The sequence below is a fragment of the Roseateles sp. SL47 genome, from assembly GCF_026625885.1.
Taxonomy (GTDB): Bacteria; Pseudomonadota; Gammaproteobacteria; order Burkholderiales; family Burkholderiaceae_C; genus Roseateles.
Genome location: NZ_CP113068.1, coordinates 2,312,801 through 2,335,579, shown reverse-complemented (window position 1 = coordinate 2,335,579; position 22,779 = coordinate 2,312,801). Strand labels below are relative to the sequence as shown.

Genomic DNA, 22,779 nt, shown 5'->3' with positions numbered 1-22,779 from the left:
ACGCCCTGTCGGCCGTGTCGGGCCCGTTCCCCAAGTGAGCGGGCAGTCCAGGCAGCAGGACGGAAGAGCAACGTCGTCAGAACCATGCCGTGTGGCCGCTTCAATATCAGGCGGTGCCGGTACAACAACAAGGTTTCACGACGTCAGGACGACGGCTCCCGCCTGCGTCCTGGCGTCAGCGCCCAGGCTTTCAGTCCGGATGATTCCCCCAGTCCCCCTCACCCCCCGCCGCCAGCGTGCGCGTCCCGGCTCTGCCCGGACGCTGGTCACCGGCCGTGGGCGGGCCGTGGCCCCGATCCGATCGGGGACATGCTTGCGGGCCGGAACAGACGGACCGGAGCCCGACGCGCACGCGCCAACGCTGCATCACTAAGCGGACGTTCTGTCCGTTGTCTGCAGTCCAGGGCGATTCCTTCCACGGTTCTCTCGCGTTTCTCGTGCATCGTTTGAATCGCCCGCCGGTCCTTCTGAATATCCGGCGGCGGTTCTGATGTGGTTCGGCCGAGAACAGACTCGGCCGTGGAGGAGAACTGATGAAACGCATGCTGATCAATGCGACGCAGCAGGAAGAGCGTCGCCTGGCCATCGTCGATGGACAGAAGCTGCTGGATTTCGAGACCGAAATCGAAGGGCGCGAACAGCGCAAGGGCAATATCTACAAGGCCGTGGTGACACGGGTCGAGCCGTCACTGGAAGCCTGCTTCGTGGATTACGGCGAAGACCGCCACGGTTTCCTGCCCTTCAAGGAAATTTCCCGCCAGTACTTCCGCGAAGGCGCGGACGTCCGTTCCGCCAAGATCCAGGACGTGATCAAGGAAGGCCAGGAACTGCTGGTCCAGGTGGAAAAGGAAGAACGGGGCAACAAGGGCGCCGCCCTCACCACCTTCGTGTCGCTGGCCGGCCGTTACCTGGTGCTGATGCCCAACAACCCGCGCGGCGGTGGCGTGTCCCGCCGCATCGAGGGTGAAGACCGCGAAGAGCTCAAGGAAGCCCTCGACCAGCTGGACTACCCCAAGGGCATGTCGCTGATCGCCCGTACCGCCGGCATCGGCCGCAACGCCGCCGAGCTGCAGTGGGACCTGAACTACATGCTCAAGCTGTGGACCGCCATTGACGAGGCGGCTCATGGTGGCAAGGGTGCCTTCCTGATCTATCAGGAGTCGTCGCTGGTGATTCGCGCCATCCGCGACTATTTCACCGCCGACATCGGCGAAATCCTGATCGATACCGACGACATCTTCGAGCAGGCCCACCAATTCATGACCCATGTGATGCCGGAAACGGCTCACAAGGTAAAGCGCTATCGCGATGATGCGCCGCTGTTCAGCCGCTTCCAGATCGAACATCAGATCGAGACGGCTTTCAGCCGCACGGTGAACCTGCCGTCCGGCGGCGCGATCGTGATCGACCACACCGAAGCGCTGGTGTCGGTGGACGTGAACTCGGCACGCGCCACCCGTGGCGGCGACATCGAGGAAACCGCCACCCGCACCAACCTGGAAGCGGCCGACGAAATCGCCCGCCAGATGCGCCTGCGCGATCTGGGTGGCCTGATCGTGGTGGACTTCATCGACATGGAGGAGTCCAAGAACCGCCGTGACGTCGAGCAGCGCCTGCGCGACGCCCTGCGCCAGGACCGCGCCCGTGTGCAGTTCAGCTCCATCAGCAAGTTCGGTCTGCTGGAACTGAGCCGCCAGCGCCTGCGCCCGGCCCTGTCCGAAGGCAGCCACATCACCTGCCCGCGTTGCAACGGCACCGGCCACATCCGCGACACCGAATCCTCCGCGCTGCAGATCCTGCGCATGGTGCAAGAGGAGTCGATGAAGGACAACACCGCAGCCGTGCACGTGCAGGTGCCGGTGGAAGTGACCAGCTTCCTGCTGAACGAGAAGCGCACCGAGATCACCAAGATCGAGCTGAAGCAGCGCGTGACCGTGCTGCTGGTGCCCAACAAGCATCTCGAGACGCCCAACTACAAGCTGGAACGCCTGCGCCACGACGACCCGCGTCTGGAAAACCTGCAGGCCAGCTACACCATGATCGAGGAGCCGCAGGACGAGGTGGGCATCACCCGCCGCGGCGCCGAGAAGCAGAACAAGCAAGAGCCGGTGATCAAGGGCATCCTGCCTGAACAACCCGCGCCGATGCCGGTCCCGACCCCCGTCAAGGCGGCCGAGCCGGCCGTGGCCGCACCGGTGGCAGCGCCTGCTGCGCCGGTTGATGCGGGCGGTGGCTTCTTCGGCTTCATCAAGCGTCTGTTCGGTGCCGCTCCGGCACCGGCCCCTGCGCCCGAACCGGCGGCCAAGGCTGCCGAACCGGCCCGCAAGGAGCGTGGTGAGCGCGCGGGCGAGCGGGGCGGTCGTGGTGACCGTCAGCGTCGTGGTGAACGTGGTGAGCGTAGCGAGCGCGGTGAACGTAGCGAGCGCGGCGATGTCAAGGGCCGCGACGGCAAGGGCCGGGGCGAAGGCAAGCCGCAGGACGGCACCCCACGCGGTGAGCGCGCCGAGCGGGGTGATCGTGCCGAACGTGGTGATCGTGCCGAACGCGGTGACCGCAGTGAGCGCGGTGGCCGTCGCAACGAGCCGCGTGCCGACAAGCCGGACACCACCACCACCGAGGGCGCACCGCGCCAGGAACGTGGCGAACGCGCCGAACGCGGTGACCGCGCCGACCGGGGTGATCGTGCCGAACGCGGTGACCGCAATGAGCGTGGTGATCGTGGTGATCGCGCTGAAGGCCGCCGCCGCCGCGAAGAACGTGGTGATCGTGCCCCGCGTCAGGACGCCGGTCTGGAGCCCGTGCAGGATCAGGCCCTGAGCCTGGCCGGCACCGATGCTGCACAGGCGGACTCGCCGACGGCATTTGCCGACACCCTGCCCGATGGCCTGGCGCTGAACACCGAAGCCGGTGAGGAGCGTGGTGGCCGCCGCCGTCGTCGCCGTGGCAACCGCGGTGAGCGCGGTGCGGAAGGTGCTGAAGGTACGGAAGGCGCCGAGGGCGTGGACGCCTCGGTGGACGGCCAGTCCCCCGTGGACATCGAGACCGGCCATGCCGAGCCGGTGGGTGATGTCGCCGAAGGCGAAGCCCCGGCCGGTGAAGAAGGCGAAGCGCAGGGCCGTGATGGTCGTCGCCGTCGTGGACGTGACCGCTATCGCCGCGACCGTCGTGACGGAGAGGCCGGCACACCGGACGCAAGGACCGAAGGTCAGGCGCAGGCCGATGCCGGTGATGTGCAACAGCCGCTGGATCTGGCGTCTGAAGCATCGGCCCCGGTGGCCGCTGCCGCAGCGTCGGCCGCTCCGGTGAGCGCCCCCGCCCCCGTGGTGGCCGCCGCCGCACCGGAAGCCGCTCCCGTGGTGGCTGCACCAGCGCCTGTTGCGGCCCCTGCAGCTGCCCCTGTCGCCGCCGCTCCGGCAGCACCTGCCGTGCCGCGTTTCGAGCTGCCGCTGGCCGACCTGAACGCCGTCGCCGAAAGCGCTGGCCTGGTCTGGGTCAACAGCGATGCGGAGAAGATCGCTGCCGTCCAGGCCGCCATCGCCGCCGAGCCGAAGGCCGCCGCACCGGGCCGTGAACCGGCCCCGGTGACGGTGGTCGATGAAGGCCCACTGGTGCTGGTCGAGACCCGCAAGGATCTCAGCCAGTTCAAACTGCCCTTCGAAGCCTGAACCGACGGAAGACGCTACGGCGTCTTCCGTCCGCGCAGCCGCCGCGGCCTTTGCCCGGCGGCTCTTTTTTGCCTGTTGTTTTGGTCCTTGCTGGCACTACCGTGCCTCATTCGAACGCCACCCATCGTGGCCATGATTCCGCCGGGAGACCCCCTTGAGCTCATCGTCCGCCTCCATCCCGCCTTTGGGCACGGGCCCTGCCGCCAGCACTGCAGCAGCGGCACCGAAGATGCCTGCGCAGATCCCCTTCATCATTGCCAATGAGGGCTGCGAGCGCTTCAGCTTCTATGGCATGCGCAACATCCTGACGGTGTTCCTGATGACCAGCCTGCTGCTGGCCATTCCGGAGCCGCTGCGCAAAGGCGAAGCCAAGGAGGTCTTCCACACCTTCGTGATCGGCGTCTACTTCTTCCCGCTGCTGGGTGGATGGCTGGCCGACCGGTTCTTCGGCAAGTACAACACCATCTTCTGGCTCAGCCTGGTCTACTGCGCGGGCCATGCCTGCCTGGCGATCTTCGAGAACAACCTGCACGGTTTCTACACCGGCCTTTTCCTGATCGCCCTGGGCTCCGGCGGCATCAAGCCGCTGGTGAGTTCCTTCATCGGCGACCAGTTCGACAAGACCAACCGGTCACTGGCGCAGAAGGTGTTTGACGCCTTCTACTGGATCATCAACTTCGGCTCGTTCTTTGCCTCGTTGCTGATGCCCATCTTCCTGGACCGCTTGGGTGCCAGCGTGGCCTTCGGCATTCCCGGCGCGCTGATGTTCATCGCCACCGCCATCTTCTGGAGCGGCCGCCGCCGCTATGTGCATGTGCCGCCGACCGCTGCCCAGGATCCGCATGGTTTCCTGAAGGTGGTCCGCACCGCCCTGATGGCTCGCCGCGATGGCGAAGGTCGTCCCGGCCTGACCATTGCCCTCTTCGGCGGCCTGCTGGCCATCGGCTCGCTGGCCATGTCGCCGAAATGGGGCTTTGTGATTGCCTTCTGTTTCGCGCTGGTGCTGTTGATGGGCTTTGGCGGCATTGGCGCCTGGATCCAGTTGCCCCGCGCACGCGGCACGCATCCGGATGAAGCGGTGGAAGGGGTGCGCACCGTTCTGCGCCTGCTGGTGCTGTTTGCGCTGGTGACGCCGTTCTGGTCGCTGTTTGACCAGAAGGCCTCCACCTGGGTGCTGCAGGCCGACCAGATGAGCAAGCCGGAGTGGTTCAAGTCGTCCATGATGCAGGCGCTGAACCCGGCGCTGGTGATGATCCTGATCCCGTTCAACAACCTGGTGCTGTACCCGCTGCTGGAACGCGCCGGCCTGAAGCTGAATGCACTGCGCCGCATGGGCGCCGGCATCGCGCTGTCCGGCGTGGCCTGGATCGTGGTGGGCGGCCTGCAACTGTGGATCGACGGCGGCCAGAACGTCTCCATCGTGTGGCAGGTGCTTCCCTACGCCATCCTCACCCTGGGTGAAGTGCTGGTCTCCGCCACCGGCCTGGAATTCGCCTACAGCCAGGCACCCCTGGCCATGAAGGGGGTGATCACGAGTTTCTGGAACCTGTCGGTCACCATCGGCAACCTGTGGGTGCTGGTGGCCAATGCAAGCGTCAAGGGCGAGACCGTCACCGGCTACATCCAGAGCACCGGCGCCAGCGTGACCGCCTTCCAGATGTTCTTCTTCGCCGGCTTTGCACTGCTCGCCGCCCTGCTGTTCGCGGGGTATGCCCGCAGCTACGACCTGCAGAACCGCTACCGCGACTGATCAGCGAGGCCGCTCGCCCGCCCCCACGGCCCGCATGCCGGGGATGGCGGGCACCACCTCGCGCATCAGCGCCGTAAAGGCCCGCAGACGTGCCGGTTGATGGCGGCGCGACGGGAACACCAGCGAGAACGGCAGCGGCATGGCACACCAGTGGGGCAGCACCCGCACCAGCCGGCCGGCAGCCAGGTCGTCCATCACCGCCCAGTGGGACACGGCCGCCACGCCCAACCCCAGCCGGGCCGCCTCGACCAGCGCAAAGAGGCTGTCGGTGCCGAAGCGGAAATTCAACGGCACCGTCAGCACCTCGCCGCCGCCCTGGGGACGGATCCGGATCTCATCCCGGTAGAAGGTGCTCAAGGCCAGCCAGGGCTGCTGCGACAAGGCATCGGCCAGGTCCTGCGGGGCCAGGTGCTGCAGGTCGGCCGGCAGACGCGCCGCCACCTCCGGCGCAGCCACCAGCACGCGCGGCACTTCGGCCAGCGGCACCATGATCAGCTCCGGGCGTTCCACCTGCCCCACCACCACCGAGCAGTCCACGGCTTCGCGGCTGAAGTCGGGCAGTTCGTCCTGCAGCATCCATTCCACCGACAGCTGCGGATGGTCCTTCATGAAACGGGCCAGCACCTCCATCAGCTGGTATTGGCCAAACGCATGGGGAACACGCACCCGCAACCGACCACTGAGGGGCTGGTTGTTCTCGCCCATGTCCTCGCTGAGGCTGTTCCAGCCGTCGATCAGCGATCGGGCCTGGGCCAGACATCGCCGGCCCTCTTCGGTGAGCCGCAGGCCACGCGTGGACCGTTCCACCAACCGGGCGCCCAGCAGCGCTTCCAGCATCTGCAGGCGGCGGCTCACCGTGGGCTGTGTGGTGCCCAGTTGCTGGGCCGCCGCCGAAAAGCTGCCCGCCTCCACCACCTGCAAAAAGGTCTGGAGGAGGGAGATGCGGTCCTGGCCGCCGAGGTCGCGGATCGGGTCATTCATACGCCAAGGGTATAGCGCTTGTGCAAGCCAGCCATCTTCTGAAGACCCCCTCCCCTCCCAACAATTCATTCCAAGTCGTTTTGACGACACACCCGCTGGCCGGGGCGTGCCCGCTCCCCCTGACCTCCCCGCACCGCCGGCGCCTCGATTCCGATCCAGAAAGGTCCTTCATGTCCGTCCTTCCACTTCCCGGCACGCCCCGCGCGCCCGCAGCCGCAGGCGCTGCACAGAGCCCAAGCCCGGCCCTGATCGTGCTGATGGCCGCCTCGGCCGGTCTTGGCGCTGCGTCGCTGTACTACAGCCAGCCCATCCTGGCGCCGCTGGCGGAAGACCTGCACGCCAGCACGGCCCAGATCGGCGCTGTGCCGATGCTGACCCAGCTGGGATACGCCGCAGGCATTTTGCTGTTGACGCCGCTGGGCGACCGGTTTGACCGCCGCAAGGTCATCCTGACCAAGTTCGTGCTGCTGGTGGTGACCCTGCTGCTGTGCGGCCTGGTGCCCGCCTACACCCCGTTCCTGATCGCCAGTGCGGTGCTCGGCCTGACTGCCACGCTCGCGCAGGACGTGGTGCCGATGGCCGCCGCGCTCAGCCCTGCCGAACACCGGGGCCGCATCGTGGGCCAGGTGATGACGGGGCTGCTGCTGGGCATCCTGCTGTCGCGCGTGATGAGTGGTGTGGTGGCACAAGCCTTTGGCTGGCGGTGGGTCTTTGGCCTGGCTGCCGCCGCTTTGACGGTGATCGGCCTGGTGAGCTGGCGTCTGCTGCCGTCCGTGCGTCCGCCAGTGGCAACGACCTACCCGGCCCTGATGCGCTCACTCGGCGGCCTCTGGCGTGCCTATCCCGCGCTGCGCCGGGCCACGATGGCCCAGGGCATGTTGTCGCTGGCCTTCAGCGCCTTCTGGTCCACCCTGGCGGTGATGCTGCACCATCGTTATGGCCTGGGTAGCGCCGTCTCCGGTGCCTTCGGGCTGGCAGGTGCTGCAGGCGCCCTGGCGGCCCCGCTGGCCGGCCGGGTGGCCGACAAGCGCGGCCCGGGCATGGTGACGCAGATCGGCGCCCTGCTCACCGCCGTGTCGTTTGCGGTGATGTCGATCACACCGCTGCTGGACCGCAGCTCCGCCCTGGTGCTGCTGGTGGTGCTGGCCATCGTCTTCGACTTCGGCGTGCAAGCCGTGCTGGTGGCCCACCAGACCATCGTGTATGGGTTGGACCCCGCCGCCCGCAGCCGCCTGAACGCCATCCTCTTCACCGGCATGTTCATCGGCATGGCCACGGGCGCCGCGCTGGGCAGCCTGTTGCTGAGCCATCTGGGCTGGGTGGGGGTGACCGCACTGGCCACCTTTGCGAGCCTGGTGACGCTGGTGTTGCGTCTGACGGCAGACAAGGAGTGATCGGAGCGCCCTGCGGCGCATTCATGGCTGCAGGGCTGCAGGGCTGCAGGGCATTCCGGCAGCGTGCCGGTGATGTCCCCTCAGGGAAGCCGGGCCAGTGCTTCCAGATAACGCGGGGCGAGCATCAGCTCGTCCCAGGTCAGCGGCGCGGACTGCGGCAGCAAGGCCGCACGCCGCGCTTCGCTGTCGATGGCTGGCGCCCAACGGCCATCGGCCTGAGCCTGCGTGAGGCCCTCCAGCAGTTCGTCGATCGCCTCGCCGCCCGCTTCCAGGCTCTGGTTGCACAGCAGCACCAGATCGCACCCGGCCTCCAAGGCGGCCAGCGCCGCTTCGGTGAAGCCCACCGGCCGGCCTTCGATGACACGCGCGCCCGCCATGCCCAGGTCGTCACTGAAGACTGCGCCGGCAAACCCCAGGCGCTCACGAAGAATCTCCTGCAGCCAGCGGCGGCTGAAACCGGCCGGGCGGCTGTCCACCTTGCGATAGACCACATGCGCCGGCATCACGGCGGACAGGCTGAGGCTGAGCCATTCAAACGGACGGGCATCTTCGGCCAGGATGGCCTTGAGGCTGCGGCCGTCCACCGGCACGTCCACATGGGAATCGGCCGAGACGAACCCATGCCCCGGGAAATGCTTGCCGCAGCTGGCCATGCCCGCCAGGGCCAGGCCTTGCATCAGGCTCTGCCCCAGCAGGCTCACCACCCGAGGGTCGCGATGGAAGCTGCGCGAGCCGATGACCGGGCTGCGGGACTGGCGGGCATCGTCTTCATGGTCCAGGTCCAGCACCGGCGCAAAACTCATGTCGACGCCGCAGGCACGCAATTCCAGCGCCAGCACCAGGCCGGTGGCCGTGGCGGCCTGCACGGCACGCATCGCATCGTCCATCCACAGCTCACCCAGGCTGCGCATGGCCGGCAAAGCGGTGAAACCGTCGGTGCGGAAACGCTGCACACGACCGCCTTCCTGATCCACCCCGATGAGCAGATCCGGCCGGATGGACTTGGCTTCCGCGCACAGAGCGGTCAGTTGGGCGCGATTGTCGAAGTGGCGGGCGAACAGGATCAGCCCCCCCGTCAGCGGATGCGCCAGGCGGCGACGGTCATCTGCGGTCAGCGTGGTGCCGGCAATGTCGAGAATGACGGGGGCGTGCAGGGATTCGGTCATGGGGGGTCCAGAAGAAGAGCCAATGGTCCATCGGCAGGCGGCGGACCCGGGGCGGCAGGGTCAGTCGCGCGTTTCCACCACCACGAAGGCGGCGGCATATTCGGTTTCGTCAGTGACGGTCACGTGGGCGGTCAGGCCCTTGGCTTCGAACCAGGTGGCCAGCGCGTTGTGCAGGCGGATATCGGGTTTGCCGCTGGGCGCCTTGACCACTTCGCAATCCCGCCAGGTCATGGGCATGCGCATGCCCAGACCAATCGCCTTGGAGAAGGCCTCCTTGGCCGAGAAGCGCGTGGCGAGATAAGCAATGCCCCGGGCGGGCACGCGGGCGAACCGGTCCTGGAACACGGTCATTTCATGCGGCCCCAGCACCTTGGCGGCGAAGCGCTCGCCGCGCCGCTCGAAGGTGTCGCGGATGCGGCGGATGTCGCAGATGTCGGTACCAATGCCATAGATCATTGTGTGTCCTTGATCAGTTCAGCTGGGGCGGACGCGCGGTAGTCGGCGGCAGTCGACGTCGGCCGGCCTCAGCCGGTGTCAGTCAGTGTCAGCCAGCCTCAGCCAACGTACGCGCGCTGAATGCAACGCTGGTAGTCACGGACCGCCTCGGCATAACCCAGCTCCAGCGCATCCGCCACCAGGGCATGGCCGATGGACACCTCCGCCACGCCGGGCACTTCCCGCAGGAAGCGGGTGAGGTTCTCCCGGTTGAGGTCATGGCCGGCATTGATGGCCAGGCCCTGGGCCAGAGCCGCACGCGCCGTGGCGGTGAAGCCTGCCAGCACGGCGGCTTCCCGGTCCGTCCCGAAGGCGCTGGCCCAGGTCTCGGTGTAGAGCTCGATGCGGTCCGCGCCAAGTGCCGCCACATGCGGCATCGCTTCCGGGACCGGGTCCATGAACAGGCTCACCCGCACGCCCAGGGATTTGCACTCGGCAATCATGGGCCGCAGCCGTTCGGCATCCGCAGGGAGATTCCAGCCGTGGTCCGAAGTGAACTGGTCTTCGCTGTCCGGCACGAAGGTCGCCTGATGGGGGCGGGTTTCACGAATGAAATCCATCAGGTTCTGGGTCGGGTTGCCCTCGATGTTGTATTCCGCCTGCGGCCATGCTTTCAACAGCGCCGCCAGTTCCCGTACATCGTGGTCACGGATGTGCCGCCCGTCGGGACGGGGATGCACGGTGATGCCCTGCGCCCCGGCTTCCAGGCACAGCTGGGCCGCCCGGGTAACGCTGGGAATGCCCAGGTGCCGCGTGTTGCGCAGCAGGGCCACCTTGTTGACGTTGACGGAGAGCGCGCAGCGCGCGTCATGGCGGGAGCCCTCAGGGGCCATCAAGGGATTCATGCAAACACTTTCCGTTCAGTTCAGCAGCTTCTGGACGTCCAGCAGCACCTGCCGCGTTCGCAGCGGCCGATGCCCCAGATGATAGTGAAGCAGCGCCCGCAGCAAGGGCTTGAGAGAGGAACCTGCCTGGTCACAAGCAGCGCGCAAGGCCTCCATGCTGCCATGCATCAGCGCCGCCTGCAGGTGCACCAGCGCTTGGCCGCTGAGTTGCGGTGCGTCCTGCGTGGGCACGATCACACCGGATTCCGGCGAGAGCATGTACAGGCGTTCCGGCTCCAGGGCCGTCTGGGTCGTGGCCAAAACGCTGAGATCGGGCAGCAGGCCGCAATCGGCCAGCAGGCGCAGCTCGAAGGCCCTCAGCGCACTCTGGGCGCCATCGCCGGATTGCAGTTGCGGCATCAGGTCCGCATAGGCGTCAAACAGCGCCGGCTGCGGGTCTTGCCGGGGCAGGAACTTGAGCAGCAGCTCATTGACGTAATACCCGCTGAACAGGGCCGCGCCCGTCGGCAGCGTCTGGCCGCCCACCCATTCGGCGCCTCGCAGCGTGCGCACTTCCGCAGCCCCCTCCTCATTCATCTTGGAGGGCTTGCTCAAGGTCACTTGCAGCCGCAGGAAAGGCAGCAGCACGCTGCGCAGCTGCGAATAGGGCCGCTTGGCGCCCTTGGCCACCACCGCCAGGCGGCCGTGATCACGCGTGAAGAGATCCAGCACCAGGCTGGTTTCGCTCCAGTCGTAATGGTGAAGCACATATCCCCACACCATCAGCGCCTCGGCAGGTGGTTCAAACGAGCGGCGGACATGGGGTCAGCCCGCATTCCGGGAGCACCCCCGGCGGTCACTCATAACCGTAGCTGCGCAGATGCTCTTCTGAATCCGCCCAGCCGGAGCGCACCTTGACCCACAGCTCCAGGAAAACACGGGCATCCATCAGCGTTTCCAGCTCCTGACGGGCTTCCGAGCCGATCCGCTTCAGGCGTTCACCGCCCGCGCCGATGATCATGCCCTTCTGCGCATCCCGCTCCACCACGATGGTGGCAGAGATGCGGCGCAGGTTGCCCTCTTCTTCCCAGCGGTCAATGATCACCGTCGCGCTGTAGGGCAGCTCGTCGCCGGTGAGGCGGAAGAGCTTCTCGCGGATCATTTCACTGGCCAGGAACTTCTCGCTGCGGTCGGTCAGCGCGTCCTCGTCGTAGAACCACTCCTGGTTGGGCAGATAAGGCTTGAGGATCTGGAACAGGCGCTGCACATCCGCATCCTTGCGGGCGGACAAGGGCACGAATTCGCTGAAGTTGCGGCGCTCCTGCATGCTCTTGAGCCAGGGCATCAGCTCCGCACGGCGGGTGACGGCATCCAGCTTGTTGGCAATCAGCACCACCGGCTTGTCCTGCGGCAGCAGGGACAGCACCTTGGCGTCATCCAGGCCGAAGCGGCCGGCTTCCACCACAAACAGCACCAGGTCCACATCCGACAGCACGCCCTGCACCGTACGGTTCAGGTTGCGGTTGAGGGCGGAGCTGTGGCGGGTCTGGAAGCCAGGGGTATCCACAAAAACGAACTGCGCTTCTTCAACGGTGCGCACGCCGGTGATGCGGTGGCGCGTGGTCTGGGCCTTCTTGGAGGTGATGGACACCTTCTGTCCGACCAGGGCGTTGAGCAGCGTGGACTTGCCCACATTGGGCCGGCCGACGATGGCAATCAGCCCGCAACGGGCATCCCCCTCGTAGACCTGCACCGGCGGTGCACCGATGCCGCCGCGGACGCTGGAGGCGCTGTTGTCCTCGTTGTGGTCGTCCTCATCGCTGTCATCGTCATCGCTGTCATGCTCAGCGTCCTGCGTGTGATCGCCCTCATCTTCGACATCCTCGACATCCGCCACATCATCCGCATCATCACGCGCATGGCCTTGGAGGTCCTGGTGTTCAGCCGCAGTATGGGTCGCATCGCGGGCCGCAGGCAGGGCGTCATCCGGCTTGCCGTCAAGCGCGGTCGGTTCAGTAGCAGCCGGTCCGGAGACCGGGCCGCCGCGAGAGGTTCTGTTCATGGAAATGCCTTTGATTAGTCGCGCAAGCCGGTGCCGGGCTTGTCGCCAGCCAGCAGCTCGTCCAGGAGCTGCCGGGCTGCTTCCTGCTCCGCCATGCGGCGGGAGCGGCCGTCGCCAGTCCGCGCCAGGCTGAGCGCAGGCACCTGGCATTCAACGGTAAAAGTTTGGGCATGGGCCTGGCCGCGTGTTTCGACGATGCGGTAGACCGGCACCGGCAGCTTGCGCGCCTGCAACCATTCCTGCAACGCAGTCTTGGCGTCCTTGGCCCATTGATCGATGCCGCTGCCGGAGATGAGGTCGCCCAGCAGACCACGGACGATGTCGTTGGCGGCCTGGTAGCCACCATCCAGAAAGGCCGCACCGATGACGGCTTCCAGCGCATCCGCCAGGATGGACGGACGCTGGCCGCCACCGCCCCGGGCCTCCCCCTCGCTCATGCGCAGGGTGGCCGGCATCTGCAGTTGCAGGGCCAGCTTGTGCAGGCTGTCCTCGCGCACCAGGTGCGCACGGATGCGGGTGAGGTCCCCTTCGTCGGAGCCGGCAAAACGCTCGTAGAGCAGGGCCGACACCGCCAGATTCAGCACCGCGTCGCCCAGGAACTCCAGGCGCTCGTTGTGCTGCTGCCCGAAGCTTCGATGCGTCAGCGCACGCTGGAGCAGCTCCGCCTTGGTGAAGCGGTAGCCCAGTCGTTGCTGGAGTGCATCGAGCGCTTGGGGGGTCATCGGCATCCTCAGCGGGTTTCGCCCTTGTATTTGATCAGCAGATACACCGGGCCGCCCAGCGACACTTCCTTGTCGTAGGCAAAACTGATCTTCACCTTCTCTTCGCGCTTGGTGATGACCAGATCGTTCGGCTTGATGCTGACGATGGAGTATTCAATTTCCTGCGTACGGGCAAATGCCGCGCGCGCATCACTGACCGACGAAGGGCCGCTGCTGGCAATTTTTTCCACGGCCTTCAGGATGGTGAAGTATTCCATCACCGTGGGGGCCACCCGCATGCCCACCACGGCCAGGAAGGCCAGGATCACCCCCCAGAACAGCAGGCCGAACAGGCTGATGCCGCGTTGGCGGTGGCCGGCCGGTGCGCGGCGAGGCGCTGGGTGGATGTCAGTGGCGGTGGTGGTGTGGCTGGCCCCGGTCATTGCAAGTGCTCCCAATCTTCGTTGTTCAGTATCCGGCATCGTGCCGCAATCCGTCGTTACTGGATGCTGCCGATGCGTTTGAGATTCCCGAAATTCATCCAGACCACAAAGGCCTTGCCCACGATGTTCTCATCCGGCACGAATCCCCAATAGCGGGAATCCTGCGAGTTGTCGCGGTTATCGCCCATCATGAAGTAATGGCCCTGCGGCACCTTGCAGGTCACACCTTCCAGCGTGTAGGTGCAATTTTGCAGGTAGGGGAATTGGGCGATCGGGTTGAGCGGGCCCCGCGGTTGCGGGTCCACCAGAATCTTGTGTTCCACCCGACCCAGCTTCTCGGTGAACATCGGACGGATGCGCATCGAGCTGGGGTCGTCATCAAAGAAGTCGCCCTGGGACTGCGTCGGCACCATCGTGCCGTTCACATACAGTTTCTGATTGACGTAGCGGATTTCGTCGCCGGGCACGCCGACGGCGCGCTTGATGTAGTCCACGCCCGGGTTCAGCGGATAGCGAAACACCACCACATCGCCCCGCTCGACATCATGGTTGCTGATGATCTTCTTGTTGATCACCGGCAGGCGGATGCCGTAGTGGAACTTGTTGACCAGGATCAGGTCACCGATCAACAGCGTCGGGACCATGGAGCCGGATGGAATCTTGAAGGGCTCGAAGAGGAAGGAGCGCAACAGGAAGACGATGAGAATGACCGGGAACAGGCCGGCGGTCCAGTCCAGCCACCAGGGCTGGCGCAGGTGCGGCTCGGCGATCACGTCGCGGGCGCCGGGCGTGAGTTCGGCACCGCGCCAGCGCTGCTCCTTCTCCCAGGCGTCCGCAGCGATCTGCGCCTGGCGCCGGCGTGCCGGCTGGAAATAAAAGCGTTCGGCCGTCCAGTAACCCAGCGTCACCAGCGTCAGCACAAACAGCAACAGCGAGAAATTGCCGTTCCAGTAGCCCGAGAACCAGCCGCCCAGGTAGGCGATCAGGGCGGCATACAGCAGCCCGGTCAGTGCACTCATCGCGTTCATTCTTCGACTTGGAGGATGGCCAGGAAGGCTTCTTGCGGCACCTCCACCGAACCGATTTGTTTCATCCGCTTCTTGCCCGCCTTCTGCTTTTCCAGCAGCTTGCGTTTGCGGGTGATGTCGCCGCCATAGCATTTTGCCAGCACGTTCTTGCGCAGCGCCTTGATGTTCTCCCGCGAGATGATGTTGGCGCCGATGGCCGCCTGGATGGCCACGTCGTACATCTGGCGCGGAATGATTTCGCGCATCTTCGCTGCCACCTGGCGGCCGCGGTATTGGGACTGCGAGCGGTGGACGATCAGGGACAAGGCATCAATGCGGTCGCCGTTGATCAGCATGTCCACCTTCACCACGTCCGAGGCGCGATATTCCTTGAACTCGTAGTCCATGGAGGCATAACCCCGCGACACGGACTTCAGCTTGTCGAAGAAGTCCAGCACGATCTCGGCCAGCGGGATTTCATAGGTGAGCATCACCTGGCGGCCGTGATAGGCCATGTTCAGCTGCACGCCGCGCTTCTGGTTGGCCAGGGTCATGACCGGGCCCACGTATTCCTGCGGCATGTACAGATGCACGGTGACGATCGGCTCACGGATCTCGCCGATCTTGCTCTGCTCCGGCATCTTGGAGGGGTTTTCCACCTCGATGATTTCGCCGTCGTTCAGCTGCACTTCATACACCACGCTAGGGGCGGTGGTGATCAGATCCTGGTCGAATTCCCGTTCCAGACGCTCCTGCACGATTTCCATGTGCAGCAGGCCCAGGAAGCCGCAGCGGAAACCGAAACCCAGCGCCTGGGAGACTTCCGGTTCAAACCGCAGCGAGGCGTCATTGAGCTTGAGCTTTTCCAGCGCGTCGCGGAGCTGGTCGTATTCGCTGGCTTCGGTCGGGTAGAGACCGGCAAACACCTGGGGCTGGATTTCCTTGAAACCCGGCAAGGCCTCGGTCGCCGGGCCCAGGTTGTTGGGCTGCTTCTTTTCGACGGTGATGGTGTCACCCACCTTGGCCGCCGCCAGTTCCTTGATGCCGGCAATGATGAAACCCACCTCGCCCGCATTGAGCCGGTCACGCGGCTCGGACTTGGGGGTGAACACCCCCAGGTGTTCGGCCGGGTAGACGGCGTCGGTGGCCATCATGCGGATGCGCTCGCCCTTGCGCAGCGTGCCGTCCACCACACGGACCAGCATCACCACGCCGACGTAGTTGTCGAACCAGGAGTCGATGATCATGGCGCGCAGCGGCGCTTCCACCACACCCTTGGGTGCCGGCATGCGGGCGATGATCGCTTCCAGGATCTCGTCCACGCCCATGCCGGTCTTGGCCGAGCACGGAATGGCGTCAGTGGCATCGATGCCGATCACGTCCTCGATCTCCGCCTTGGCCCCTTCCGGGTTGGCCTGCGGCAGGTCCATCTTGTTGAGCACGGGCACCACTTCCACGCCAAGCTCCAGCGCGGTGTAGCAGTTGGCCACGGTCTGCGCTTCCACGCCCTGGCTGGCGTCCACCACCAGCAGCGCCCCCTCGCAGGCGGAGAGTGAGCGGCTCACTTCATAAGAGAAGTCGACGTGCCCCGGGGTGTCGATCAGGTTCAGGTTGTAGACCTGGCCATCACGCGCCTTGTATTGCAGCGCAGCGGTCTGCGCCTTGATGGTGATGCCGCGCTCACGCTCGATGTCCATCGAGTCCAGCACCTGCGCTTCCATTTCCCGATCCGACAGCCCCCCGCAGCGCTGAATGATGCGATCGGCCAGGGTGCTCTTGCCGTGATCGATGTGGGCAATGATGGAGAAGTTGCGGATGTGGTTCATGGACTCAGTCGGAGGCCGCAGACAGGGAAGCTGCCGGGAAGAGGCCGCACATGGAACGGCTCCCGAGCCCGCTGGATGGCGGCGAAGCGAAGGCCGTTTGTGGGCCCCCACGGAACATACGGGACATAAAAAAAAGGCACGTCGAAACGGTGACGCGCCTTCCAACAAAACGTATGGCAACTGCTTGTTGGGCTTTCATTGTAGCCAAAAGGGCCGCCCTGAAAACCGCATGGATGCGAGCTTTGCGGGCGTTGCCCTTCGCCAACAGGAATTTTTTCAACAGGTTATCCACAAAAGCTTGAGGACATCCTGTGGATCATTCTGGCCGTTGAGGGGGCCGTCTTGATTCACTGCCGGGATGGCTACAAAGGGAGCCGGACGCGGTGCGATTGTAGCGGAGGGCAGCATCAATCCCCCGGGTTGGTCACAACCGCTAGCGAGCACCAACCGACAGAAGGTGTGCAGAGTGTGCTCGCAGAGCGGCTGCGGATTCCGCATGACGGAAAGCCCCAGATGGGCGGTGGGTTGAAGTCGAGCCTTGAGGGTTTACCCTGACAGACACCCACCACCGGCTTGATTAGCCCTTGCCCGGCTTCAGCACCACGAAGGTCACCGCGTCGCCTCGACGGACCAGCATCTGCAGCGGCTTGGTCTTGTCGACCTTGGCCAGTACCGCCTGGAACTGCTTGAGCGTCTTGATCTCGGTGTTGGTCACCGAGAGGATCAGGTCGCCTGGACGCAGGCCGGCGCGGGCGGCGGAGCCATCCACTGCATCGATCTTGATACCCGCACTGAGCTTGAGTTCCTTGCGCTGGGCATCGGTCAGTTCACTGACGATCAGGCCCCAGGCCTGGGCGCCGGTCTGCACCGGGGCCTCGGGTTCGGGCGTGGGTGCCGAGCGGTCATCCGGCAAGGCTTCCAGCGTGGCATGGAGGTCCTTGTAGCTGCCGCGACGGAACACCTGCATCGGCACCTTGGTGCCGGGCGGGGTGGCAGCGGCCAGGCGCCGCAGGTCCACAGCCTTTTCCACCGGCTTGCCGTTGAAGCGGGTGATGACGTCGCCCAGTTCCAGGCCGGCCTTCTCACCGGGGCCGCCGGCTGTGATGCGGGTGACCAGCGCGCCTTGCGGCTTGCCCAGGCCGATCGCTTCTGCGACTTCCTTGGTCAGGTCGTCCGGATAAACGCCCAGCATGCCGCGGGTGACCCGGCCCTTGCTGCGCAGTTGATCGGCCACACGCATGGCTTCGTCGATGGGGATCGCGAAGGAGATGCCCATGAAGCCGCCGGACTGGCTGTAGATCTGCGAGTTGATGCCCACCACCTCGCCGCGCAGGTTCAGCAGCGGGCCACCGGAGTTGCCGGGATTGATGGCCACATCGGTCTGGATGAGCGGAAGCAGGTCCCCGGTGTCGCGTGCCTTGGCGCTGACGATGCCAGCGGTCACGGTGTTGTCGAAACCAAAGGGCGAGCCGATGGCCATCACCCACTCACCCACCTTCAGCTTGCCGACATCCCCCATGCGCAGCATGGGCAGACCGGTGGCGTCGATCTTGAGCACGGCCACGTCGGTGCGGCGATCCAGCCCCACCACCTTGGCCTTGAATTCGCGCTTGTCGGTGAGGGTGACCATCACCTCATCGGCTTCGTCCACCACATGGGCATTGGTCATGACATAACCGTCGGCGCCGATCACAAAACCGGAGCCCAGGCCGCGACGCTGGGGAGAAGCATCGTCATCGCCATCGTCATCATCGTCATCCGGGGCCGGCGTATTCGGTGCAGGCGCTCCCTTGCGCTGCTGCGGCACCGGGATGCCAAAGCGGCGCAGGAATTCGCGCATCTGCTCATCCAGCTGGGCATTCGGGCTGACCTTGATCTTTTCCGAGGTCCGGATGTTGACCACGGCCGGGCCTGCCAGCTCCACCAGCACACTGAAGTCCGGCAGCGCACGCGCCAGGTCCGGCAGGGGTGCGGCCGGCAAGGCCGGACCGGAAGCGGGTGCAGCAGGCGGCGTGGCCACCGGAGCTGCCGGCTGGGCCAGCCCATGCAAAGGCGCCTGCAGCGCAGCGGCGCCTGCAAGCGCCAGGGCAAGATGACGGAACGTGTTGGACATGAAGACTCGCGTCAGGAGCAGATCAGTGGGACAGAAGGTACATCATGCACGGAATTGCTCAGGTTCGTGCCATGAAGAGGTGAATCCGCAGTAACGACCAGTGGCCGCCCTGCTGTCGCCGCGACATCGGCAGCAGCCGATGCCGCCAGAACCGCCAGCCACTTCCGGAGGGCACCAGCCGCAGCAACATCCAGCGTTCGAGATCGAGCAGCACCTGAACCTGAACCTGCACGGGCATCTGGACCGGCACCTCAACAGCTGAGGCGACACCCTTGGCTGCCGCGTCCGATCCGGCAAGCGACGCACCCGCAGGTTGCCACCACCACTGCTGCTGATCCCAGCGCAGGCCCTGGACACCGCCCCGCACGGCGCGGGCCACGCGCCGGATCTGCCATTGCCGCGCCAGCAGCCACACGATCATGGCCGCCACACCCGCTGCGCCCAAGGCCGCCCGGCCTCCGGGGACCACGGCGCCGTCCAACGCGCTCCAATGCATCAGCCCCGCCCACCCTGCCGCGCCGAACCCAACGGCACAGATCAGATCATGGACCAGCCGCCACACCGGATCCGGCGGACATGAAAAACGCCGGGCCATCGCATGACGATGGACCCGGCGTCGGGCGCCCTTCGAGGGGGCGGCAGATGCAGTGCGTGCCTGCGCGGTCATGGTGCCACCGCGCAGGGCCTGCTTACACCCGCTTGAAGATCAGGGTGCCGTTGGTACCGCCAAAACCGAAGTTGTTCTTCGCGGCGTATTCGATAGGCATCTTGCGCGCTTCATTGGCGCAGTAGTCCAGGTCGCAGGCGGGATCCTGGTTGAAGATGTTGATCGTCGGCGGGGCGATTTGGTCGTGGATCGCCTTGACGGTGAACACCGATTCGATGCCGCCGGCGCCGCCCAGCAGGTGGCCGGTCATCGACTTGGTGGACGACACCACCAGTCCGTTCTTGGCATGGCCGCCAAAGGCCTGCTTGATGGCGTTGGTCTCGTTGGCATCCCCCAGCGGCGTGGAGGTGCCGTGGGCATTCATGTATTGGATCTGGTCGGGGTTCAGACCGGCATTGCGCAGGGCATTGCGCATGGAGCGGGTCGGGCCGTCCACATCCGGTGCGGTCATGTGATAAGCATCGGCGCTCATGCCGAAGCCCACCAGTTCCGCATAGATCTTGGCGCCACGCTTCTTGGCGTGTTCGTATTCTTCCAGCACCAGCACACCAGCGCCCTCGCCCAGCACAAAGCCGTCACGATCCTTGTCCCAGGGGCGGGACGCGGTCTTGGGGTCGTCGTTGCGGGTGGAGAGTGCGCGGGCTGCGGCGAAGCCACCGACACCCAGCGGCGACACGGTGGATTCGGCACCGCCGGCCACCATGACGTCCGCATCACCGGCCTCGATCATGCGCCCTGCCTGACCGATGCTGTGCAGACCGGTGGTGCAGGCCGTGACGATGGCCAGGTTCGGGCCCTTGAAGCCGCACTGGATGGACACGTGACCGGAGATCATGTTGATGATCGAAGCCGGCACGAAGAACGGCGAGATGCGGCGGGGGCCACGCGAGGTCAGCTCCGCATGGGTCTCTTCAATCATGGGCAGGCCGCCGATGCCGGAGCCGACCAGCACGCCAATGCGTTCGGCCAGTTCGGGCTGCAGGGCCTCACCAGTGGGCAGACCTGCATCCCGGACGGCCTGCAGCGAAGCCGCCAGACCGTAATGGATGAAGGTGTCCATGTGCCGCGCTTCCTTCGCGGAGAAGTACTCCTCCACGTTGAAGCCCTTGACCTCGCCCGCGAACTGACAGGCCAGGTTGCTGGCATCAAACCGGGTGATGTGATCAATGCCGGATTGACCAGCCACGATATTGGCCCAGCCCTGCTCGACCGTGTTACCCACGGGACTGATCAGGCCAAGACCGGTGACGACGACGCGACGACGGCTCATGCTCTATGACTGAAGTGATACTGCGGGAACGCCTCGGGACTGCGCTACAAGAGCGCGCCCGGGAAGGGGGAAGGCGCCAGGGCCTTCCGGGCCCTTCATCAAGTCTTTTGGTGCTTGACGGCGTAGTCGATCGCCAGCTGAACGGTGGTGATCTTTTCGGCTTCCTCGTCCGGGATCTCGATGCCGAACTCGTCTTCCAGGGCCATCACCAGTTCCACGGTGTCCAGAGAATCAGCGCCCAGATCGGCGACGAAGGCCTTTTCATTGGTCACATCGGCTTCAGGCACGCCGAGCTGCTCGGCGATGATTTTCTTGACACGTGCTTCGATATCGCTCATGACTCCTCCAGGAGGGGTTTGCTAGAACAACCCGGGATTCTAAGGCCTTAGAGTGGCGCCTCTAAGTTTCGGCGCCCCCGAGGCGATCGGTTCCTTTGGGAACGTGAACGCGCTCGGACTCTATCAGCCCTACACCGGCCGGGTGAATCCGGTGGGTACCCACCCCTTGGGGGCGGGCACCACGATTCTGAAAAAACGGATGGGGCCAGGCCCTCAGCTCATGTACATGCCGCCATTGACATGCAGTTCGGAGCCGGTGATGTAGCCGGCTTCGGCAGAGGCCAGGAAGGCGACCGCACTGGCAATTTCGGACGGGTCACCCAGGCGGCCCAGCGGGATCTGTGCCAGCAAAGCGGCCTTCTGGGCCTCCGGCAGCACCTCGGTCATGTCGGTGGCAATGAAGCCGGGCGCCACGCAGTTCACGGTGACGTTGCGGCTGCCCAGCTCCCGTGCCAGGGCACGCGTCATGCCCGCGACACCGGCCTTGGCCGCTGCATAGTTGGCCTGGCCGGCATTGCCGGAGGCGCCCACCACCGAGGTGATGTTGATGATGCGGCCATAACGCTGCTTCATCATCGTGCGCATGACCGCGCGGCTGGCGCGGAACACGGCCTTGAGGTTGGTGTCCAGGACGGCGTCCCAGTCTTCATCCTTCATGCGCATCGACAGCATGTCCCGGGTGATGCCGGCATTGTTGACCAGCACCTGCAGCCCACCGTCCTGCTTGGTGATGGCATCCACCAGGGCTTCCACGGCGGCGCCATCATTCACATTGAGGACCACACCACGGCCGCCCAGCGGCTGCAGCGCCTCGGTGATGGATTGGGCACCGGACTCGCTCGTGGCGGTGCCGATGACGGTGAAGCCCTTCTGGGCCAGGGTCAGGGCAAGGGAACGGCCGATGCCGCGGCTGGCGCCGGTGACCAATGCAACTTGCTTGCTTTCACTCATGGGGATCCTCAGCTTTGTTCAGCTTGATGCGGGCGGGGTACGGGCGGGGTACGCGGAGCGTGTGGCCCCTCAGGCCACCAGACCCTTGGCTTCCACCAGCGACGCCGGGTCCAGCACGGTGGTGCTGACGATGTCGCCGTCGATCCGCTTGGCCATGCCCGCCAGCACCTTGCCGGGACCGCATTCGATGAGGGTGGTCAGGCCGCGGGCCTTCAAGGCCTGCACCACTTCCACCCAACGCACCGGGCCAAAAGCCTGGCGATATAGTGCATCCCGCAGTGCTTCCGGGCTGTCCGTCACGGCCACATCGATGTTGTTGATCACCGGGAAGGCGGCTGGCTTGAAGTCGACGGTTGCGAGCTTCTCGCGGAGGCGATCGGCCGCAGGCTTCATCAGGCTGGAATGGAAAGGCGCGGACACCGGCAGCGGCAGCGCGCGCTTGGCACCGGCGGCTTTCAGCGCTTCCATGGCCTTTTCCACACCGGCCTTGCTGCCGGCGATCACGGTTTGCTTGGGATCGTTGAAATTGACGGCCTCGACCACTTCACCGGTGTCTGTGGCGATTTGCAGGCAGACCTCACGGACAGCGGAGGCCTCCAGGCCCAGGATGGCGGACATGGCGCCGGTGCCCACCGGCACCGCTTCCTGCATGGCCTGGGCGCGGAAACGCACCAGCGGCAGCGCGTCCGACAGGCTCAGCGCACCGGCCGCCACCAGCGCGGTGTACTCGCCCAGTGAATGGCCGGCAGCGGCGGACGGCACCAAGCCGGTCTCGGCCATCCAGGCGCGGTAGCAGGCCACACCGGCCGTCAGCATCACCGGTTGGGTGTTGGTGGTCAGGTCCAGTTGTTCCTTCGGACCCTGCTTGATCAGGGCACCGATGTCCTCGCCCAGAGCGGCCGAGGCTTCCGCCACGGTGCGAACCACTTCAGGGTGATCGCCCCAGGCGTCCAGCATGCCGACGGATTGAGACCCTTGGCCGGGGAAGACGAATGCAAAGCTCTTGCTCATGGCTGACGGATCAGTCGGTAGTGAGATTGAAAAATTGGACAACGAGGAGTCGGGCGACAAAGACGGGCAAAGACGGCTGGCTTGATGTGCAGACTCGGGAGGCGAACGAATAAGG

The 22,779-nt window shown here is 65.4% G+C and carries 19 protein-coding genes; 3 read left to right on the top strand and 16 right to left on the bottom strand.

Annotation, left to right across the window (positions count from 1 at the left end; genetic code table 11):
- Nucleotides 1–533: 533 nt before the first annotated feature.
- Both OU995_RS10085 and OU995_RS10080 read left to right on the top strand, forming a co-directional pair.
- Nucleotides 534–3,665, top strand: coding sequence for an Rne/Rng family ribonuclease (locus OU995_RS10085; protein ID WP_267835383.1), 3,132 nt, complete (start codon nucleotides 534–536; stop codon nucleotides 3,663–3,665).
- A 229-nt stretch (nucleotides 3,666–3,894) separates the two neighbouring features.
- The gene (locus OU995_RS10080; RefSeq protein ID WP_267836232.1) at nucleotides 3,895–5,415 is read left to right on the top strand and encodes an oligopeptide:H+ symporter; all 1,521 of its coding nucleotides are present in this window, start codon (nucleotides 3,895–3,897) and stop codon (nucleotides 5,413–5,415) included.
- Here OU995_RS10080 and OU995_RS10075 read toward each other — a convergent pair whose 3' ends face one another.
- Entirely contained in the window at nucleotides 5,416–6,396 is a 981-nt protein-coding gene (locus OU995_RS10075; protein ID WP_267835382.1) for a LysR family transcriptional regulator, read from the bottom strand.
- A 170-nt stretch (nucleotides 6,397–6,566) separates the two neighbouring features.
- On the opposite strand from OU995_RS10075, the gene OU995_RS10070 reads away from it, so the two are divergent.
- Nucleotides 6,567–7,790 (top strand): MFS transporter, encoded by a 1,224-nt coding sequence (locus tag OU995_RS10070; protein ID WP_267835381.1) that lies wholly within the window; start codon nucleotides 6,567–6,569, stop codon nucleotides 7,788–7,790.
- A gap of 80 nt (nucleotides 7,791–7,870) precedes the next feature.
- On the opposite strand, the gene nagZ is transcribed toward OU995_RS10070, so the two are convergent.
- The 15 genes from nagZ to fabD all read right to left on the bottom strand — a co-directional run bounded on the left by nagZ (nucleotide 7,871) and on the right by fabD (nucleotide 22,664).
- On the bottom strand, nucleotides 7,871–8,956 hold the full coding sequence (gene nagZ / locus OU995_RS10065; protein WP_267835380.1) for a beta-N-acetylhexosaminidase: 1,086 nt from the start codon (nucleotides 8,954–8,956) through the stop codon (nucleotides 7,871–7,873).
- A gap of 60 nt (nucleotides 8,957–9,016) precedes the next feature.
- Complete coding sequence (acpS, locus tag OU995_RS10060) at nucleotides 9,017–9,412, bottom strand: holo-ACP synthase (RefSeq protein ID WP_267835379.1); 396 nt, start codon at nucleotides 9,410–9,412, stop codon at nucleotides 9,017–9,019.
- Between the two features lie 98 nt (nucleotides 9,413–9,510).
- Entirely contained in the window at nucleotides 9,511–10,296 is a 786-nt protein-coding gene (locus tag OU995_RS10055) for a pyridoxine 5'-phosphate synthase (protein WP_267835378.1), read from the bottom strand.
- A gap of 15 nt (nucleotides 10,297–10,311) precedes the next feature.
- Nucleotides 10,312–11,058, bottom strand: coding sequence for a DNA repair protein RecO (gene recO / locus OU995_RS10050; protein ID WP_267835377.1), 747 nt, complete (start codon nucleotides 11,056–11,058; stop codon nucleotides 10,312–10,314).
- A 73-nt stretch (nucleotides 11,059–11,131) separates the two neighbouring features.
- The gene (gene era / locus OU995_RS10045; RefSeq protein WP_267836231.1) at nucleotides 11,132–12,043 is read right to left on the bottom strand and encodes a GTPase Era; all 912 of its coding nucleotides are present in this window, start codon (nucleotides 12,041–12,043) and stop codon (nucleotides 11,132–11,134) included.
- Between the two features lie 308 nt (nucleotides 12,044–12,351).
- Entirely contained in the window at nucleotides 12,352–13,059 is a 708-nt protein-coding gene (rnc, locus tag OU995_RS10040) for a ribonuclease III (protein WP_267835376.1), read from the bottom strand.
- Nucleotides 13,060–13,067: 8 nt separating this feature from the next.
- On the bottom strand, nucleotides 13,068–13,481 hold the full coding sequence (locus OU995_RS10035; RefSeq protein WP_267835375.1) for a DUF4845 domain-containing protein: 414 nt from the start codon (nucleotides 13,479–13,481) through the stop codon (nucleotides 13,068–13,070).
- A 56-nt stretch (nucleotides 13,482–13,537) separates the two neighbouring features.
- A complete protein-coding gene (gene lepB / locus OU995_RS10030; protein WP_267835374.1) occupies nucleotides 13,538–14,500 on the bottom strand; it encodes a signal peptidase I in 963 nt (320 codons plus the stop codon).
- Nucleotides 14,501–14,505: 5 nt separating this feature from the next.
- Nucleotides 14,506–16,314, bottom strand: a complete 1,809-nt coding sequence (lepA, locus tag OU995_RS10025; protein WP_267835373.1) for a translation elongation factor 4 — start codon at nucleotides 16,312–16,314, stop codon at nucleotides 14,506–14,508.
- A gap of 577 nt (nucleotides 16,315–16,891) precedes the next feature.
- Nucleotides 16,892–18,427, bottom strand: coding sequence for a DegQ family serine endoprotease (locus OU995_RS10020; RefSeq protein WP_267835372.1), 1,536 nt, complete (start codon nucleotides 18,425–18,427; stop codon nucleotides 16,892–16,894).
- A gap of 58 nt (nucleotides 18,428–18,485) precedes the next feature.
- On the bottom strand, nucleotides 18,486–18,848 hold the full coding sequence (locus OU995_RS10015; RefSeq protein ID WP_267835371.1) for a hypothetical protein: 363 nt from the start codon (nucleotides 18,846–18,848) through the stop codon (nucleotides 18,486–18,488).
- A 268-nt stretch (nucleotides 18,849–19,116) separates the two neighbouring features.
- Nucleotides 19,117–20,364, bottom strand: a complete 1,248-nt coding sequence (gene fabF, locus OU995_RS10010) for a beta-ketoacyl-ACP synthase II (protein WP_267835370.1) — start codon at nucleotides 20,362–20,364, stop codon at nucleotides 19,117–19,119.
- Between the two features lie 98 nt (nucleotides 20,365–20,462).
- Complete coding sequence (gene acpP / locus OU995_RS10005; RefSeq protein WP_267835369.1) at nucleotides 20,463–20,702, bottom strand: acyl carrier protein; 240 nt, start codon at nucleotides 20,700–20,702, stop codon at nucleotides 20,463–20,465.
- A gap of 213 nt (nucleotides 20,703–20,915) precedes the next feature.
- On the bottom strand, nucleotides 20,916–21,653 hold the full coding sequence (gene fabG / locus OU995_RS10000) for a 3-oxoacyl-ACP reductase FabG (protein ID WP_267835368.1): 738 nt from the start codon (nucleotides 21,651–21,653) through the stop codon (nucleotides 20,916–20,918).
- Between the two features lie 69 nt (nucleotides 21,654–21,722).
- Nucleotides 21,723–22,664: an ACP S-malonyltransferase gene (gene fabD, locus OU995_RS09995; RefSeq protein ID WP_267835367.1), complete on the bottom strand. Its 942-nt coding sequence runs from the start codon at nucleotides 22,662–22,664 to the stop codon at nucleotides 21,723–21,725.
- Between the last annotated feature and the right edge of the window lie 115 nt (nucleotides 22,665–22,779).